The sequence below is a fragment of the Luteolibacter ambystomatis genome, from assembly GCF_018137965.1.
GTDB classification, from domain to species: Bacteria; Verrucomicrobiota; Verrucomicrobiia; order Verrucomicrobiales; family Akkermansiaceae; genus Luteolibacter; species Luteolibacter ambystomatis.
The window spans coordinates 2698287-2714277 of the sequence record NZ_CP073100.1; the positions used below are offsets into that span (position 1 = coordinate 2698287).

A 15991-nucleotide genomic window follows, 5' to 3' on the forward strand; every position below is an offset into this window, starting at 1 on the left:
GAATGCCCTTCTGCCACAGTTTAATGAGCCGGGCCATGCAGACACATATGACCCGCAAGGGCGCGGTCATCCTTCGGGCACGTAGCGGAGCGCCACGGCTCCGGATTTGAACTCCAGGCGGTTGACCAGCTTCAGATCGACAGGCTTGGGCAAGCCCGCGAACAGGGTGGGGCCGTAGCCAGCCAGCTTGGGATGGACGATGAACTCATACTCATCGATCAATCCCAGCTCGGCGAGGGCCATCGGGAGCTTCAGGCCTCCGGTGAATATTCCCCTGCCCGGCTGCTGTTTGAGCTGACGGACGGCCTCAGCGAGATCTCCGCGGATGAGTTCCGCGTTCCAATCAACGCTTGGCAAGGTGGATGAGACGACGTGCTTCCTGGCGGCGTCGATGGTTCGGGCGAAGGGGTGCATCCAGGCGGGCATGGCTTCCACTTCGGCGGGTGGGCGGAATGCGGTCTCCATCATTTGATAGATAACCCGGCCGAAGAGGAGGGCATCAGCGCGGTTGAGGTTATCGGTCGCGTGGCGATGCAGCTCTTCGTCCGGGGAGATCGCCTCATGATGGCAGCAGCCGTCCAAGGTGACGTTGATGGAATAGCGGAGAGGTCGCATGGTTGGAGACTATGCGGGGTGGTTGAGGAGCGTCGAGGGTGGAGGAAGATATAGCGCGAGGCTCCTGCCTTGCGTGTGGGGGAGGTCCGCGAAGGTGTTTGAGTGGGGAGTGGCCGGTGGTCACTCCAGGGTGGACTGAACGCGCAGGGATCTTCGTGGATCTACCCTGCCCGAAGTCTTACGACTCCGGCTACGGTGGAAGAGCCGCTGGCAACTGGACACTCACCGGCGGACTGAACGTGCGAGGGAGGATGTTGGTAATCCCAACACGCAAGGCGGGAGCCTCGCGCTACTACGCCTGCGGCGGGCAAAGAAAAAGCCGCACCCGTTTCCGGATGCGGCTTTGAGAGAGATACAGGGGATGTCCCCTGCCCTGCGGGTTAGCGCAGGACCTTGAGCTTGTGGATGCCGTAGACGGCGTCGTCGCCAAGCTGCTCCTCAATGCGGAGGAGCTGGTTGTACTTCGCGATTCTGTCCGAGCGGCTCATGGAGCCGGTCTTGATCTGGCCGCAGTTGGTGGCGACGGCGAGGTCCGCGATGGTGGCGTCCTCGGTCTCACCGGAGCGGTGGCTGAGCACGGCGGTGTAGGCGTTTTCCTTGGCCATCTCGACGGCGTCGAAGGTCTCGGTGAGCGAGCCGATCTGGTTCACCTTCACGAGGATGGAGTTGGCGACGCCCTGGGCGATGCCCTTGGCGAGGAACTCGGTATTGGTGACGAAGAGGTCATCGCCGACGAGCTGGGTGGAGCCGCCGAGCTTGTCGGTGAGCACCTTCCAACCGGCCCAGTCGTTTTCGGCGCAGCCGTCTTCGATGGAGATGATCGGGTAGCGCTTCTGGAGATCGGCGTAGAAGGCGACGAGTTCCTCGGCGGACTTCACGGAGCCATCGGACTTCTTGAAGACGTAGGCGTTCTTGGAAGCGTCGAAGAACTCGGAGGAGGCGACGTCGAGGGCGATGGAGATGTCCGAGCCGAGCTTGTAACCGGCCTTCTCGATGGCTTGGGCGATCACGGCGAGGGCGTCTTCCGCGCCACCGAGGTTCGGGGCGAAGCCGCCTTCGTCACCGACGGCGGTGGAGAGGCCGCGGTCGTGAAGGACCTTCTTGAGGGAGTGGAACACTTCCGCGCCGTAGCGGAGCGCTTCGCGGAAGGTCGGGGCGCCGACCGGCACGATCATGAATTCCTGGAAGTCGATCGGAGCGTCCGAGTGGGCGCCGCCGTTGATGATGTTCATCATCGGCACCGGGAGGACCTTGGCGTTCGGGCCGCCGAGGTACTTGTAGAGCGGGAGGCCGATCTGCTGGGCAGCAGCCTTGGCGACAGCCATGGAGACTCCGAGGATGGCATTGGCACCGATCTCCTTCTTGGTGGAGGTGCCGTCGATGGCGAGCATGGCGGCGTCGATGGCGGCCTGCTCGGTGGCATCGAAGCCGAGGAGCGCGGGAGCGAGGCGGTTGTTGACGTTTTCAACGGCCTTGAGCACGCCCTTGCCGAGATAGCGGCTCTTGTCGCCATCGCGGAGTTCGACGGCTTCGTGTTCGCCGGTGGAGGCACCGCTGGGGACAGCGGCACGGCCGACAGCGCCGCCATCGAGGACGACGTCGACTTCGACGGTGGGATTGCCGCGCGAGTCGATGACCTCGCGGCCGCGGATTTCAACAATGGTGGTGTAGTCCATGAGTAGTAGAGGGAGGTGAATCCTTATGGATTGAAGGCGGCGATGGAGCGGACCGTGAGCGTCTGCTTTTCATCGGTGGTGAGATCGCGTGCCTCGACGGTATCGCCCGGCTTGAGGCCGAGGAAGGAAGCACCGAGTTCGGACAAATAGGAAAGGTAGCTCTTTTCAGGATCGGAGTCCCAGGCACCGAGCACGGAGTAAACGACTTCCTTGCCGTTGCCATCGGTGAAGGTGACCACGGTGCCGATGTTCACGGCGGAAGCATCGGAGCCCTTGAAGTCGGTGCCGCGGGCGCGGCTGATTTCCTTCTGGAGCTCGGCCTTCCGGTTGCCGAGGAACTTCTGGTAGTCCTTGGCGGACTTGTATTCGAAGTTCTCGCGGAGGTCGCCGTACTCGCGGGCGATGGAGATGTCCTTGGTGTTCTGCGGAATGCGGACGCGGATGATGTCATCCAGTTCCGCCTTCTTGCGCTCGAGGCTGTCCCAGGAAACGAGGAGGTCTTCCTCGCGCTTCTTGCTCTCACCGGAGACGAGCTCGGCGGTGTCCGGCTTGGCCTTGATGACGCGGGCCATGAGCGACTTCTTCTCGAGATCGGCGAAGACCGGACACTCCAGCATGCGGCGGGCGAAGTTGCGCGCCTCGTTGATGTCCATCAGGCTGACGAGATCGCCGAGGAGCTGCTTGTCCTCGGTGAGAAGCGTCTGGAGGCGGGAGGTCTTGCGCGGACCATCGGAAAGGTGGTCGTTCTCCAACAGGTTGAGGATGGAAGCACCCACTTCCGGGCTGAAGACCTCGATGGCGGAGCCATTGCGCTCGCGGCAGATCCAGATCAGCGCGTCCGGGCCGAGGGCGCGGCGGGCGATGGCGGAGCGGAGGTGGCGGCCGAGGGCGAGAAGTTCCTTCTTCTCGACCAGGATACGGGCGATTTCCGTGACTCCACGGGCGCCGACGCGGTCGAAGACCTGCACGATGCGGTCCACCCACTCATTGCCAAAGGCGGCGGGATAGGCCTCGAAGATCGCGCGCTGGCGGTTGGACGGCAGCGGTCCGACTTCCTCGGCGAGCTTCTGGGCGTCCACGGTCTGGAGCAGGTCCGAGATGCGGACGGCGCTGGGATCGAGCTCCAGGGCCTTGGCGGTGCCGACGACTTCATCGCGGGCGGCGAGAAGTTGGAGGGACAGGCCGAGCTGGACGCGGGAGGACTTGCGGGCGGCTTCGTCGATGTCCGTGAGGAGCTGGCGGAGCGCGTCCTGGTCATTGGCGAAGGCACCGATGTCCGAAGCGATGGCTTCGAGAGCCTTGATCATGCCCTTGAGGTCGCGGGCGGCCTCGAAGTCGGCCACGAGCTGCTGGGCCGGAGTGCGGTCGCCGCCACGGAGGACGAGGGCCTCGGTGCGCTTCTGCGGGACCACCACGCGGCGGCTCTCACGCAGGGCCTTTTTGGCGGATTCCCACCACTTCTTGAAATCATCAGGAGCGATCACCGCGCCGGAGAGTTCCTTTTCCAGCGCATCGCCGGTCATGGTGCCGCCGTGGCTGTCCAAAAGGTGGACGATCAGCTCGACCGGGTCCTTCTTGGCGAGCGCGCGGAGTTCCTCCAACTGCTCGACTTTCTTCGCACGGAAATCTTCGGCGGGGATCCACTCGGTCTTCTGGAAGGCGAACTGGAGCTCCATCGTCTGGGCGGCGGAGCGCTCGAAATCGATGACCACTTTCTTGGAGGGCAGGTCCCAATCGACGACCTTGCCGGCACCCCATGACTTGTGGACGCAGAAATTTCCGGGGGAGAGCTGGGTAAGTCGCTCTCCCACCGGTTTCGGGATGCGTCCGGCTTCAACCAACTTTGCCACATCGGGATGCATGGCGCGGAAGATGGGAACCGGGGGCGCAAAACGCAAGTCCTTCGTGGTTCCAACGGTCGCGGGACGTCCGGGCCATCAGGTCCAGCCGAAGGCATCCAGCACGGGCCGGAGGGTTTCCAGATGCGGTTCCAGCCACGGCAGGTAGTTCCGCCAGCGTCCGAGCGAGCGGGTGTAGAGCGGCTTCGACACATCATCGTAGGTGGGCGTGCCGATGGGACGCGCGTCCGCAGCCTGATGGTGGGCGAGCATTTCCGGACGCCAGTCGAGCCCGAGAAAGGCGGCGAGCTCCCGGGTGCGGGCCTCCGGGTGCGCCAGCAGGTCCTCATAGCGGGACTCCATCCAGCGCGCGGGATCGAGCCGCTCCCGCCACAGCAGCCAGTGGCGCATGACTTCCGTGAGATAGAGCGCGGAGTCCGCCAGCGAGGCCGCGGCCACGCTGTTCGGCGCAAGAGGCACGATGGTGAAATAGAAGCTGACGAGAACGTCACGCGGATCGCGCAGCGGCATGAGGATGCGCGCCTCTGGAAACAACCGCAGCGGCAGGGCGAGATCCGGCGTGAGCAGCGGATCTTTTTCCAGCAGCAGCCTGTCGCCGGGCTCCTCACCCAGCACATCGGCGGTGCAGTGGAAATACACATCGCGGCCGGCGGCGAGGCTCGCCTCGTCATAGCCGTCCAATTCCACGAGCACCTCCGCGGTGGAGCGCGCGCCGAAGACGATCGGCGTGCGGAACTGGGTGGCGAGAACGCCGGACTCATCCGTTCCGATGCAGCCCGGATGAGCGGTGAGCACTTTTTCCATCAGAGTGGTGCCGGACCGGGGGAAGCCCGCCATCAGACAAATGCGGCGCGGCGGCTGCGGGGCCTCGCGCTGCCAGCGGGCCAGCCGCTCCGGGGTGATGCCTCGGGTGACCTCCCACTGGCGGGTGGTCATGGCCCGCCACTCTGGACGCAGCGCAGCGGACTCGCGGGCGATCTGGCGCTTCGCAAGTTCCAGCTCGCGCATGGCCTCCGTGAAGCCGCCGAGGCGATCGTAGATGGCGGCGAGTTCGTAGCGCAGCCGCCAGTCGTCGTGCGAGGTGTGGTGCTGCAACTGCCGCTCCAGGCGCTCGCGGGCGGTTTCGAAACGGCCCTCGCGCCGCTCCAGGTGGGCAAGCTGACGCACCAGCCGGGGATGCAGGGGATGGGCCGCGAGCAAGGCGGAGGCCACGCGGGCGGCTTCTTCCAATTCGCCGCAGCGCTCCAAGGCGGACGCGTGCAGCACGGCGATGTCCGGAGAATCCGGCACCGCCTGCCAAGCGCGGGCGGTGAAACGGGCACAAGCGGCAAAGCGACCGTCCTGAAAAAACCGCTTCGCCGCCATCAGCCATTGGTCCGGCGTGGCATCCGGATGCGCCAGGAGGCGATCCCACAATGGCGCGGCCTCGGCCGAGCGATAGACGTGCTGGAGGATGCCAGCATGAGTCAGCAGGTCGTCCGGTGAGGCATTGCCGGCGGTGATGAGGGACCACAGGGACAGCGCCTCATGGATATCCCCTCGTTGAAGGGCTTGTTCCGCCTCCGCTCTCATTCTTTGCACCTATCCTGATGACTGGGCAACGGCAGGGGAAGCCTGCTGACAACCGTGGCCGCCGCGGGACGTGGCAGCTACGGATGCAAAGAGTCCTACTTGCGGCGGCGGAGCGCCAGCGCGCCGAGACCGAGACCACCGAGCAGGATGCCGGACGGTTCCGGCACCGCCACCTGGTCGAAGCTCAGATTGTCCACGGCGAAGTAGGAACCGGAGCCTCCCGTCGGCTTGAAGGAGAGCGTGAGCGTTTCACCGCCCACTCCCTGGATGCCGAAGTTGAGTGTTTGCACGGTGCCATTGGTGACCACCAGACCGGTGCCGCCGCCGAGCGCACCGGAGACGCTGCCGGTCACGGTCCAGTCGAGCGTGGTATTCTGCAGGGACACGGTGGACGGGCCGACCCAGTCGTTCAGGTCGATGGAGGTCAGCTTGACGGCAATGGAGCCGGAGGAAGGGGTGAAGGCGATGGTGTAGTTGACCGCACCGGTATAGCCGCTGCCGGGACCATCGAGCTGATAGACCTGGCCGCCGGTCGGCCAACTGTTGTAGGCCTGCCAGCCGAGCGCGCCACCGGGGCTCCAGTTCAGCGCGATGTCCGGCGTGCCCACGGCGTTGCTGCCATGGGTGGTGGGAATGGTGGTGTTGTTGGTCAGGCCGGAACCGGTGAGAACCGTGGCGGCCTGCAGCGACTGGACCAGGGCGAGACCCGCCGCACCGGTCGAAGCGAGTTGGAAAAGCTTGGAGGATTGGAGCTTCATGGGGGTACGGGAAATAAAAACCGCACCGATCATGCCGGAACCCCTCCTCTGCCCTGATGGGGGAAATCGACAGCCTGTGGGGGAAAATCGTCGCGCCATCCCCCTTCCCTGCCACCGGAAAGAGGGATGGCGCGTATCAAGGCCCCACGGCACCACCAGTCGGACGATGCCGGGAGCTACCCCCCAAAGCGTTCGGTCAGCGGCGGCGTCTGAGGACCAACAAACCGGTGCCCAATACTCCCAGAAGCGCGGACGACGGTTCCGGAACGACGTCGAAGCGGAAGGTTCCCGTCGCGCTCACCGGCCCGTCCGAATTGTTGGTACCGGTGACGGTGAAGGTCACATCCCATGCTCCCGGAGTACTGAACCCGAAGTTGAAATGATCATGGCCGCCGGTCGTGGTGGAGATGGAGGAGGGCCCTGTCAGCGAAGAAGCATCCAGAATGATGCCGCCGAACACATCATAGCGCCACATGGCGAAAGATGCGGCCGGATCGCCGAGGCATGTTGCCTGCGTGATGGTGAAGGTAATCCCCGATGAATCCCAATCGTCGGGATTCAGTTCTTCGGAGGCGAGCCCGAGGAATGGCAACCCTTCTTCCTGTGTCCAAGGCAGAACCCAGATTGTCTCGCCAGAGACCTTTCCGAGAGCCGGGAAATCCATCGGCAGCGTGAGGTTCGCGGAATCCGCGCGGATGATGACATCGCCGGGAGCGTATTCTCCATTCGTTTCGACGCCATCGATCACGCCGCCTTCCGAATGGAAATGGAGATCGAACGCCCCGTCTTCATAGGCGACGCCGATGTCCGCGTGCCCGGAAGTATAGGTGACAGCCCCACGCGCATCCGGGGCCGTGAAAGCGCCGGCGAGCAGCAAGGATACCGCGGACAACGCGAATCGTGTTTTCAGTTTCATTTGGCTGTTATGTGTTGGTCGGGTTCAGAAAGATTTGATGTTCATGCGGTAGAACATGCGGTCGAATGGACCCGGCATGATGCGCAGGCGGCGGCGCGTGATGCGGCCCGCCGCGTTTCCTTCACCGGCCCCCGTTTCGGCATCGGTGAATGGAAATCCCGCAGTCCGGGAGGAGCGGAGACGCCATGTCACGAGGTCCGGACTGTAGGACGGACGGATCTGCCAACCGGTCTCGTTCAGGGGGTCCTTGTAGGTATCCCTCAGGAACTCGTAGCGGGCGTATCCGTCCGCATCCGGGAATGGCAGAGGCCCGAGGGAGGAATCCGGACGTGTGGGATCCATCCCGTGCCAGAAGAGTGCGAACTCCACGCCATTGGCCACGCCGTCATGGTCGAAGTCGTCCGCCGCGGACGCCAGCGCACCGCTGGAGATACCGGCCGTCCGTTCGAAGCTGGATTGCCAGTCGGCGTAGGTGTGGTTCGCGGTGAGGCCCGCTCCGAAGAACAGCCTGAGCGGACCGGAGGAAACCGGCAGGCCGTTCCTGACGCCATGCACCAGACACTCCGCCACGTAGAGTCCGCTTGCGGTGAAGCCTGCCATGATATTGCGGGCGGCCGCAGGGTTCAACGGGATGGTCCCCCCGCTGTTTCCGGCCAGCACCGTTCCACCTTCGATGAGGGCGAAATTCCCCGGCCCGCGGACCTTGCCGATCTCCAGCGAAACTCCGGACCATTCACTTCCCGACAAGGCTCTGGAAGCGGTTACCGGGTCCACCCCCACTCCGTTCGGAAAACCGGCGGCGAGAGTGGAGAGCGTGCCATTGACCTCCCATAGGGCTCCCGGAAGGGCGGAAGACGCACCGGTGGCGGTGCCAGCCTCCAGCATGACCTGATCCGGTGCGTAGGCAACCGGCTCGGAAGAGGAGCCCACGACCATCCGCGGCTTGCCCATGGCATCCGCCACGACACGGATCGAGGAGCCATTCGCAGCGCGGGAGGTGAAAGGCACCGAGAAGCGATAGGTCGCCCGGCCGCTGGTGATGCTGGTGGGCGCTGCCATCAGCTTGCCCTTTGCCTCGACGGTCACGTCGTAGGTCCCGGGTTTGGTGAAGCCCCAGTTGTAGTGGGTGTGGGAGGATACCGGAATGGTGTCGATCTTGTCGGCATCGGTGATTCCGTCCGTGGTATCGAAGGAGAACACCTGGGTGTTGAGGCTCTCGGTTTTCCATGTCGCGAACTGTCCTCCCGCCGCGGGTCCGGTCCCGGTCACGGAAATCAGGCGCAGTGAAATGCTGCCCTGCGGGCTGGGAGTGTAGTTCCCGCCAACGGATGCCTGGAAGATGCCGGTGGGGATGGTGGCACGGACCCCGAGGAAAAGGCGGCCGAGCGTGTTGTTCTGGGGAAGAATCCACAACGGAGTCCCTGCCGGGCCGAACCGGGCGAAGCTCCTGGGAGGGGACGGAACAGCTGTGAGCGTGGACGGGGCGGCGGTGAAAACCGTGGATGAGGGGTCCATGACCACGACTCCATCCGCGGTGCTGAAATCGTCGTCCTGATCATAGGAAGCGGTGATGCGCCACCCGGCATCCGGATTTCCGGGAGTGGGCACGTAGCCGAGGTGAAACTCGAAGTGGCCGTAGAGAAGGTCCGCAGGAGGAGTCGCGGCTTTGGCGGACGGCACCGCCAGCGCGGTTAGAGCGAAGATCAAGCGCATGGCGCCGGATTAATTGCAAATATCTTGCATTAGCAATTAAAATTCATAGGCAACTCAATTTCATGAACGCATTGTTTGCCGCAGCCGGATTTGCCCTGGTGGCTGTCACTCCCGGATTCGTATTTTCCCAGGACCTGTTGGAGCCGGTGGAACCTCCTCAGGAAGAACAGCCCGAGTTGGAGGAAGTGGTCGTGACGGGCGAACGGGAGGAGAAGGCCAGCCACCTTGGAGCCATTTCCATGCAGCCGGTGCAGGTCGTTCCAAAAGCGGTGCTGCAGCGCAACGCACGCGCCACGTTGGGAGAGACACTCGGATGGGAGCCCGGTGTGTCCTCGGGATACTTCGGACCCGGTTCCAGCCGCCCGGTGATCCGCGGATTCGAAGGGGTACGGGTGCGGACACTGAAGGACGATCTCGGGACGTTCGACCTTTCCGATGTCAGCCCGGATCATGGCGTGGCGCTGGAGCCGTTCCTGTTGGAGAGCGTGGAGATCCACCGTGGCCCTGCATCGCTGCTCTACGGCAATTCCGCGATCGGCGGAGCGGTGAATGCCAGGAGCCGCGTGCTCGCCCGCTCGCATCCGGCCGAAGCCGTGTCGGGCGGCTGGGAGACCCGATACGATACCAATGGCGAGGCATGGGCCGGGGCGGGCCATCTGACGCTTTCCGAAGGGCCTTGGATCCTACGGTTCACCGGATCGGCCCGGGATTCGAATGACATCTCCATCCCCGGCAGGGCGCGCAGCGGAGCCCATGAGTTCGTGGAGAGCCCGCGTGTCTATGACCCGGGCCTGGGCATGGAAATCCCGGTGCCGAACGCATCGGGGACACTTCCGAATTCGGCCCACGAGGGATCGACATGGTCGGGCGGGATCTCCTGGAAGCCGGAGGATCGCCCCTATCTGCTGGGCATGTCCTACTCCCGCTTCGACAGCACCTATGGCGTGCCTTATTTCTATCCCGGGGATCCCACCGATTTGTTCGGGGACTACAGCATCCAGATGGCGCAGGACCGCTTCGATTTCGAAGGCAGCGCGGATTTTGAAAACGCCTGCATCTCCCGCATCGAAGGCCGCCTCGGCTACGCGACCTACCGGCATGGCGAGTTCTTCGAGGGAATGGGCAAGGACTCGGGGCGGGACTTTCTGGACACCTCGCTGGGGAAGGATGCATGGGAGGGTCGTCTGGACACCCACCACAAGTTGCTTGATGGCCGGTTGACCGGAGTTGTCGGGATCACGGGCGGCATCGAGGATCTCACGGCGGCCCGCACCGTCTTCCCCCCTCCCGGCATCCAGCGGGCGCGCAGCCAGTTCCACAGCGAGTCCGCAGGGATCTATCTGCTGGAGAAATACGAGGTCGGAGACTGGACATGGCAGATCGGCCACCGCACGGAAGCGGCGAAGGTGACGGATGAAAGCCTGGAGCATCTGGGCTTTGTCCGCGGCAGCGAGGATGTCTCCAACAGCACCTCGGGAGGGCTCACCTGGAATCGGAAGGACGTGCCGTGGTTCGATGACATGTCGTTGACCGCCGTGCTTTCCCGCGTGGAACGGACCCCGACCGCCACCGAGCGCTACGCCTTCTGGAACAATGCCGGGATCGGACGGTTCCTGGTCGGCGGCGATCTGGATGGTGTCCCGCTGGACCAGGAACGCTCGACCGGCGGGGAGCTCGGCCTGAAGGTGTCGAAGGGTCCGGCGACGCTGCGGGTGAACGGATACTACTATGATTTCAGTAATTTCATCTTCCTCCAGGAAGCGCCCGGCCTCACGGGTGGCTTCGGCCGTGCGGTGCAATACATCGGCCGCGAGGCTCGATTCACCGGCTTCGAGTCCGAACTGGAGTGGAGGGTCCGCGAGGGCCTGGGATTGACCCTCATGAGCGACTACGTCCATGCGACGAATGTCACGGACGACGAACCGGTTCCGCGGATGCCACCGCTGCGGCTCGGAACGCGGCTCGAGTGGCAACACGGGAACTTCAACGCCGGAGTCGAACTGCGGCATGCCTTCGCACAGGACCGGGTGAAGCCCGCCCCGCGGGCGGAGCTGCCTCCGGGTTCCTACACGATGCTGAACGCGGATGCCTCCTGGAAGCTCTCGCGGGCCGGGCAGGATGTCACCTTTTTCATACGGGCCACCAATCTCCTCAACGAAGAGGCGCGTGTCTCCACCTCTTTCCGCAAGGACACCGCCCCGCTTCCGGGCCGCGGCCTCTCACTGGGCATTCGCCATGAGTTCTGAACCGCCTCAAAGTCACAAAGCCACAAAAACGGCCATTAATTCCGTGCATGAGGCTGCTAGAGTGCTAACTTGTCGGGTGGTGCCGTCGTCGTTTCGTGCTCAATGACCGAGGTTCCAACTCAGGGTGGATTCCTTGCACGGGCGGGGTTCGCCCCGCTCATGAACGACGGCGGCATCCCGTTTTTCAGGGGGGGGAGGAAAATTCCAACCACCGCCACGGTTCACGGGACCGGGAAGGGCGCGTTGCGGAAGCGTTCCGTCTGGCGGCGGAGGTCGAGATTCAGCGGATTGCCCACTCCCAGCAGGGGCGAGACGGAGAGAGCCTTCGCGGACCATTCCATGGCTCCCTTCCGATCCTTGCGGGCGAACTGGATCTCCGCGCGGGTGTCCAGATAGGCGGCCTGATCCGGAGAGGACGCAAGCGCGGCATCCTCGATGGCGGCGGCTTCATCCAGACGGCGGACGGCGCGCGCTGCCAGCCAGGCGGCGGTATTGCGGGTGTTCTCGCAATCCGGATAGGCCTTGATGATCCCGGTGAGGGCCTGCCAGGACTCTTCGAACCAGGCATCGTGCTGCTCGATGAGGCCCTCCTTTCTCAAGCCGGGAAAGAAGTAGTCGGCGAGCGCGCCATCCGGGCCCAGCGTGCGATGGCACTGTTGGAGCAGGGCGATGGCGGACTGGCGGTCGGTCTTGAGACGGTTGAAGGCACGGCAGTAGTCCGCGGTCATGCGGATGCGCAGCTTCACGCCGGGTGCCACGTTCTGGAGGCTTTCGTAGCCGTTCTCGTAGAGGGCGATGATCTCGTAGAAGGCGGCGGCGCGGGACCAATCACCCCGTTCCAAGGCGATCGTGGCATTGAGCTGGAGGGCCAGCTTCCACACGTCGCTGCCCGGCAGGGCAACCATGTAGGCCCGCTCCCACCACTGGTTGGCACGGTTGAAATCGCCGCCGTAGGCATAGCCCTGGCCGACAAGCACGCAGGTGGCGGGATCGGCGAGGACGAGCTTCTCCACCCAGGCGTCCTGGGCGGTGGCTTCGGAATTCCGCCCCGCGCGGCGCATCGCGGCGGCGGTGTAGGCATGGAAATCGGCGCGGCCGGGCTGCTGGTTGGCGATTTTCAACCACAGGTCCGCGCACTTGTCCCAGCGTCCGGCGGCGGAAAGGAACCAGAGGTAGCCCATGTTGGTCTCATCCGGATCTTCCTCCACATTGGAAACCATTTCCCAGGCCCGCAATCCGGTCTGCAGGTCATTGGCGTCCGTGGACAGGCCGGTCATGAGACGGATCTTCTGCTGACTGGCCTCCTTCGATTCATCGGTCGGTTCCTTCGGCTGGCTTGCGATGTCCGCCCAGGCGAGTTTCAGCCAGCGGTCACGCTGGTGCCCGGAATCGGACTCGATCCGGAAAAGGGCGAACAAGCCATCGAGACGGGCAGCCGGCGGGGCCTTCGGATCGAGCTTGCCCAGCCACTCCCACCACTCGTCCACACTGGTGGTCTCGCTGAAGAGATGGGTGATGACATCATTCCAGCGGCCGGCGTCATCCTTGGCGAAGGCGATGGCGGCGCGCTTGGCCAGGGTGGTGGCCTTGCCGTCATCGGCGCGGTTCAACGGGACGACGAGCTGGCCGAGGAAGCGCAGGAAGGTATCTGGATCATTGTCGGCGAGCTTCACCAGCAGCGGATCGTAAACGGCCAGCTCCTTCTTCATCCCGCGGCGCTCCAGGAAGGAGGCAACCGCGATGAGCTCGGCCTGCTTGTCTTCCGGTTGATCCGCATCCTCACCGAGGGAAGCGAAATTCCGGGCGATCCAACTGGCGAAATCGGGCCTCTTTGGATCGAGGCCGAGGACGCGGAAGGCATCCGGCAGGCGCTCCATGGAATCGTAATAGCGGAAGGCCGTGATCGGAGAGACTTTGGACAGGATGGTTTCCGCGGCCTGCGGCTGGCCGAGGAGGAAGAGGCAGTTCGCCGCCATCCAGCGGCTGCCATCATCGCCGCCGCGCTCGTAAGGCTCGAAGACCTCCATGTCTTGGGAAGTGAGGATGTTTCCGCGCCAGCGCTTCTCCGCGAGATTGCGGTAGATGTCCCGCAGGGCGGCGGGTCCCTCCGCTCCCTCGGAGGCCTCCAACCATGGCAGCGGATCCCCCTCGAGAACGGCACAGGATGCCACGATGTTTTCCTCCTTCGCCGCATTGGCGGCGGCGCGGGCCATCGGCATGTCTCCGGAGACGCGGTAGAGGGCGAGTTCCCAAAGCGTGCGCCCGACCCCGGCGGGCGGCTGGCCCTTTGCCAGCTCCGCCTTCAACGTGCCCTCCACGCGGTGGAAGTCCGCCAGGGCGAGCAGCCCCTGGCTATCTCCGGGATTCAGCTCCAGCAGCGAGCGGGCACGGGCCATCTTCCCCGCGACGATGGCCTCGCGGGCGGCGAAAACAGCGGCGCCTTCAACAGCGGGGCGGATTTGCAAACGGACCGCCGGATCGGTCTCACGCGCATAGAGCTTCAGGATCTGGAGCCAGGCGCGGCGCTGGCGCAGGTCATAGATGAGCCGCATGCGCTGGTCCTGCGGAGCGCGGGAATAGCGGTCCACAAGGTCGGTGATTTCCGAGGGCGTATCCGGGGTGATGTCGAAATCGATGCGGCGGAGCAGGAAGTTCGCGCGCTTCACGATCTCCGGATCCGGGCTTTTCAACGCCTGCTGGAGGCGGGGCACGATACCCGCGCCCATGCCCCACAGCTTTTTCGTGGCCTCCTCGCGGACGCGGAAATTGTCGTCCCCCAGCCGGGCCATCTCATCCGTCACCGGATCGCCGGATGGGATCGGAGTCGGCAGGGCTGGCGGGGACTTCGGGAGATCCGGCGATGGCACGGTCTTCCGGCTCGTATTCTCCTTCCAAGCGTCCGGCAACTCCCCCGAAGGCGCGCCAACAAGTGGCCCGGCAGCCGCCAAAGTCAGGGCCGCGAGCACCACGAAGTTCCGGGAGGCTGTCATCTCCCGGGAAAGGTTCGGTATTTTACGGGAAAATCAATCCAAGACCACGGGTGGCACGGCCACCGTATCCAGCCAGACAAATGATCCGAGGCCTCCGCGACCAACGACCGCCCTCCCGCGGGATATGGCATGAAGAGGGCACCACGGTTTGCGACGCACGGCCCGGGTTGCCCAGGGAGCCCCCTCTCCCTGCGACATCGTTTTTACGGTGGATCAACCCGAGAGGCTATCTGAAACATGTCAGAGATCTCTCTCCGAACAATTCGGTTGATGGCGACCATCTTTGGGAACCAGGTCGAAATTCCGAATCGTGGCCGTCCTTTGCTGGCTTTCCGGAGAAAAGTCCCTGCCTTCCCGAATTTTCAGACAGCTTCCAGGAGGGTTGGGGGCAAGTGGAGTCACCAAATGGGATGGAGCGAATACGCGCTGAATGCCTGTATTAGATTTTGACGACCGAGCCATTCTCTTCAATAAGCTCCATACATGCCTTCGCATATTGAACTGCGGAGGGAGCTCCCGCGCCAAAAACAAACGTTGGCGTTTGCGCGGGCCGTAGATCGATGTATGGGGTGCAGGCCACAAATCCATCCGGTGCCTCGCGGTCGAACAGGTAGTATCGAGCATTCGGGACGCGTGACAGTTTAATAGGAGTAATGCTGCCTGCCTTGGACGGTTTGAGCTTTTTGATTTCGCGGCAAAGATTTATAAGTATTTGCTCACCAGAGAGAACCTCAAGCCGAAGTTCCTCATATTCCATGCGGAAAGATTCGGCCGTGCCACGCAAATCAGGCAAATCCGGATCACAGTAGGCGATTTTGAGCCGAGCACCCCGCATCACCGCTTCCTTGTAGAATTCGCGATGATCGGAAAGGCTTTTCTGGAAATGAAAACCGCACAAGACCCCCTCATAGGAGCAAGAAGAAAGCCATGAGGGCAAGCGATCCAAGATATCTTTGCTTTTATCGATGATTTCAAAGAGTTCCGCCCGCCGTTGAACCCGCTTTTCAAAATTGATCGCAAAATCGAGAAACATCCTTGTATTCACCTTGGCGGCTTTTCCCCCAAGCGTGAATTTCCCCATATTCTGCAGCAAGAGATCCACGGACTTGACGGAGTCGAGCTGTATATATTGAATATCATTGAATGTGGAAGGAAGCTGGTCTTTTTCAAGGCCTGGAGAAAGAACGGGATAGACCGGTTTCTCCAATGCGAAGAATGCACCGATTTCAAAGTTCACCCAAGGGCGTGAGATCGACCGTTCGGTTGCAAGAAGCAGCAGAACTTGTGATTCCCGAAGTTTATCCATCAATTTGCTTCGCCACGAATCTCCCGTCTGGATATCAACGTCTGATAGAAATACTTCAATTTGTTCTACAAATGCCTTTCGTATCAAATCCTTTATTCGGGTGGCAAGTTCAAGATCAGTGGATGCGTGACTTAAGAAGATGAGTGGCTTTTTTTGCATGGGGGAGGGGGCCGTATTGGACCAACGGGCTTTTCTTAGCTGCCATGTTATACAAATTCAAACCAGATGAAGGGTGCGAATCTGGCGAAAAAGTTTGATGGAGCGGTAATTGAAACCTGAATCTGCCAAGAATCCGCCTGAAAAACGGCAGGGACCGCTTTCCACGCGGTCTGGTTGATGA

10 protein-coding genes are annotated in these 15991 nt (G+C 62.9%); 1 reads left to right on the forward strand and 9 read right to left on the reverse strand.

Annotation, left to right across the window (positions count from 1 at the left end; translation table 11 throughout):
• Window positions 1–66 precede the first annotated feature (66 nt).
• From KBB96_RS10390 to KBB96_RS10420, 7 genes are all read right to left on the reverse strand, one after another.
• Entirely contained in the window at window positions 67–615 is a 549-nt protein-coding gene (locus tag KBB96_RS10390; protein WP_211629313.1) for a dihydrofolate reductase family protein, read from the reverse strand.
• 380 nt (window positions 616–995) lie between these two features.
• Complete coding sequence (gene eno / locus KBB96_RS10395) at window positions 996–2291, reverse strand: phosphopyruvate hydratase (protein WP_211629315.1); 1296 nt, start codon at window positions 2289–2291, stop codon at window positions 996–998.
• A gap of 23 nt (window positions 2292–2314) precedes the next feature.
• A complete protein-coding gene (locus KBB96_RS10400; protein ID WP_211629317.1) occupies window positions 2315–4153 on the reverse strand; it encodes a GreA/GreB family elongation factor in 1839 nt (612 codons plus the stop codon).
• A gap of 75 nt (window positions 4154–4228) precedes the next feature.
• Window positions 4229–5722, reverse strand: coding sequence for a tetratricopeptide repeat-containing sulfotransferase family protein (locus tag KBB96_RS10405; RefSeq protein WP_211629319.1), 1494 nt, complete (start codon window positions 5720–5722; stop codon window positions 4229–4231).
• A gap of 95 nt (window positions 5723–5817) precedes the next feature.
• Window positions 5818–6480: a PEP-CTERM sorting domain-containing protein gene (locus KBB96_RS10410; RefSeq protein ID WP_211629321.1), complete on the reverse strand. Its 663-nt coding sequence runs from the start codon at window positions 6478–6480 to the stop codon at window positions 5818–5820.
• Between the two features lie 196 nt (window positions 6481–6676).
• Window positions 6677–7396, reverse strand: a complete 720-nt coding sequence (locus KBB96_RS10415) for a choice-of-anchor M domain-containing protein (RefSeq protein WP_211629323.1) — start codon at window positions 7394–7396, stop codon at window positions 6677–6679.
• 24 nt (window positions 7397–7420) lie between these two features.
• Window positions 7421–9109, reverse strand: coding sequence for a choice-of-anchor M domain-containing protein (locus KBB96_RS10420; RefSeq protein ID WP_211629324.1), 1689 nt, complete (start codon window positions 9107–9109; stop codon window positions 7421–7423).
• A gap of 62 nt (window positions 9110–9171) precedes the next feature.
• Between KBB96_RS10420 and KBB96_RS10425 the strand changes: the two genes are divergently transcribed.
• Window positions 9172–11355 carry a TonB-dependent receptor gene (locus KBB96_RS10425; protein ID WP_211629326.1) on the forward strand — a complete coding sequence of 728 codons (2184 nt, stop codon included), beginning with the start codon at window positions 9172–9174 and terminating at the stop codon, window positions 11353–11355.
• A 221-nt stretch (window positions 11356–11576) separates the two neighbouring features.
• On the opposite strand, the gene KBB96_RS10430 is transcribed toward KBB96_RS10425, so the two are convergent.
• Window positions 11577–14345 (reverse strand): tetratricopeptide repeat protein, encoded by a 2769-nt coding sequence (locus KBB96_RS10430; RefSeq protein WP_211629328.1) that lies wholly within the window; start codon window positions 14343–14345, stop codon window positions 11577–11579.
• Between the two features lie 439 nt (window positions 14346–14784).
• Complete coding sequence (locus KBB96_RS10435) at window positions 14785–15810, reverse strand: toll/interleukin-1 receptor domain-containing protein (RefSeq protein ID WP_211629330.1); 1026 nt, start codon at window positions 15808–15810, stop codon at window positions 14785–14787.
• Window positions 15811–15991 lie beyond the last annotated feature (181 nt).

Bases quoted from the DNA above. Each gene is read 5' to 3' on its own strand.
- KBB96_RS10405 (WP_211629319.1), bottom strand. From the start codon at position 5,722: ATGAGAGCGGAGGCGGAACAAGCCCTTCAACGAGGGGATATCCATGAG.
- KBB96_RS10410 (WP_211629321.1), bottom strand. From the start codon at position 6,480: ATGAAGCTCCAATCCTCCAAGCTTTTCCAACTCGCTTCGACCGGTGCG.
- KBB96_RS10435 (WP_211629330.1), bottom strand. From the start codon at position 15,810: ATGCAAAAAAAGCCACTCATCTTCTTAAGTCACGCATCCACTGATCTT.
- KBB96_RS10420 (WP_211629324.1), bottom strand. From the start codon at position 9,109: ATGCGCTTGATCTTCGCTCTAACCGCGCTGGCGGTGCCGTCCGCCAAA.
- KBB96_RS10430 (WP_211629328.1), bottom strand. From the start codon at position 14,345: ATGACAGCCTCCCGGAACTTCGTGGTGCTCGCGGCCCTGACTTTGGCG.
- KBB96_RS10415 (WP_211629323.1), bottom strand. From the start codon at position 7,396: ATGAAACTGAAAACACGATTCGCGTTGTCCGCGGTATCCTTGCTGCTC.
- eno (WP_211629315.1), bottom strand. From the start codon at position 2,291: ATGGACTACACCACCATTGTTGAAATCCGCGGCCGCGAGGTCATCGAC.
- KBB96_RS10390 (WP_211629313.1), bottom strand. From the start codon at position 615: ATGCGACCTCTCCGCTATTCCATCAACGTCACCTTGGACGGCTGCTGC.
- KBB96_RS10400 (WP_211629317.1), bottom strand. From the start codon at position 4,153: ATGCATCCCGATGTGGCAAAGTTGGTTGAAGCCGGACGCATCCCGAAA.
- KBB96_RS10425 (WP_211629326.1), top strand. From the start codon at position 9,172: ATGAACGCATTGTTTGCCGCAGCCGGATTTGCCCTGGTGGCTGTCACT.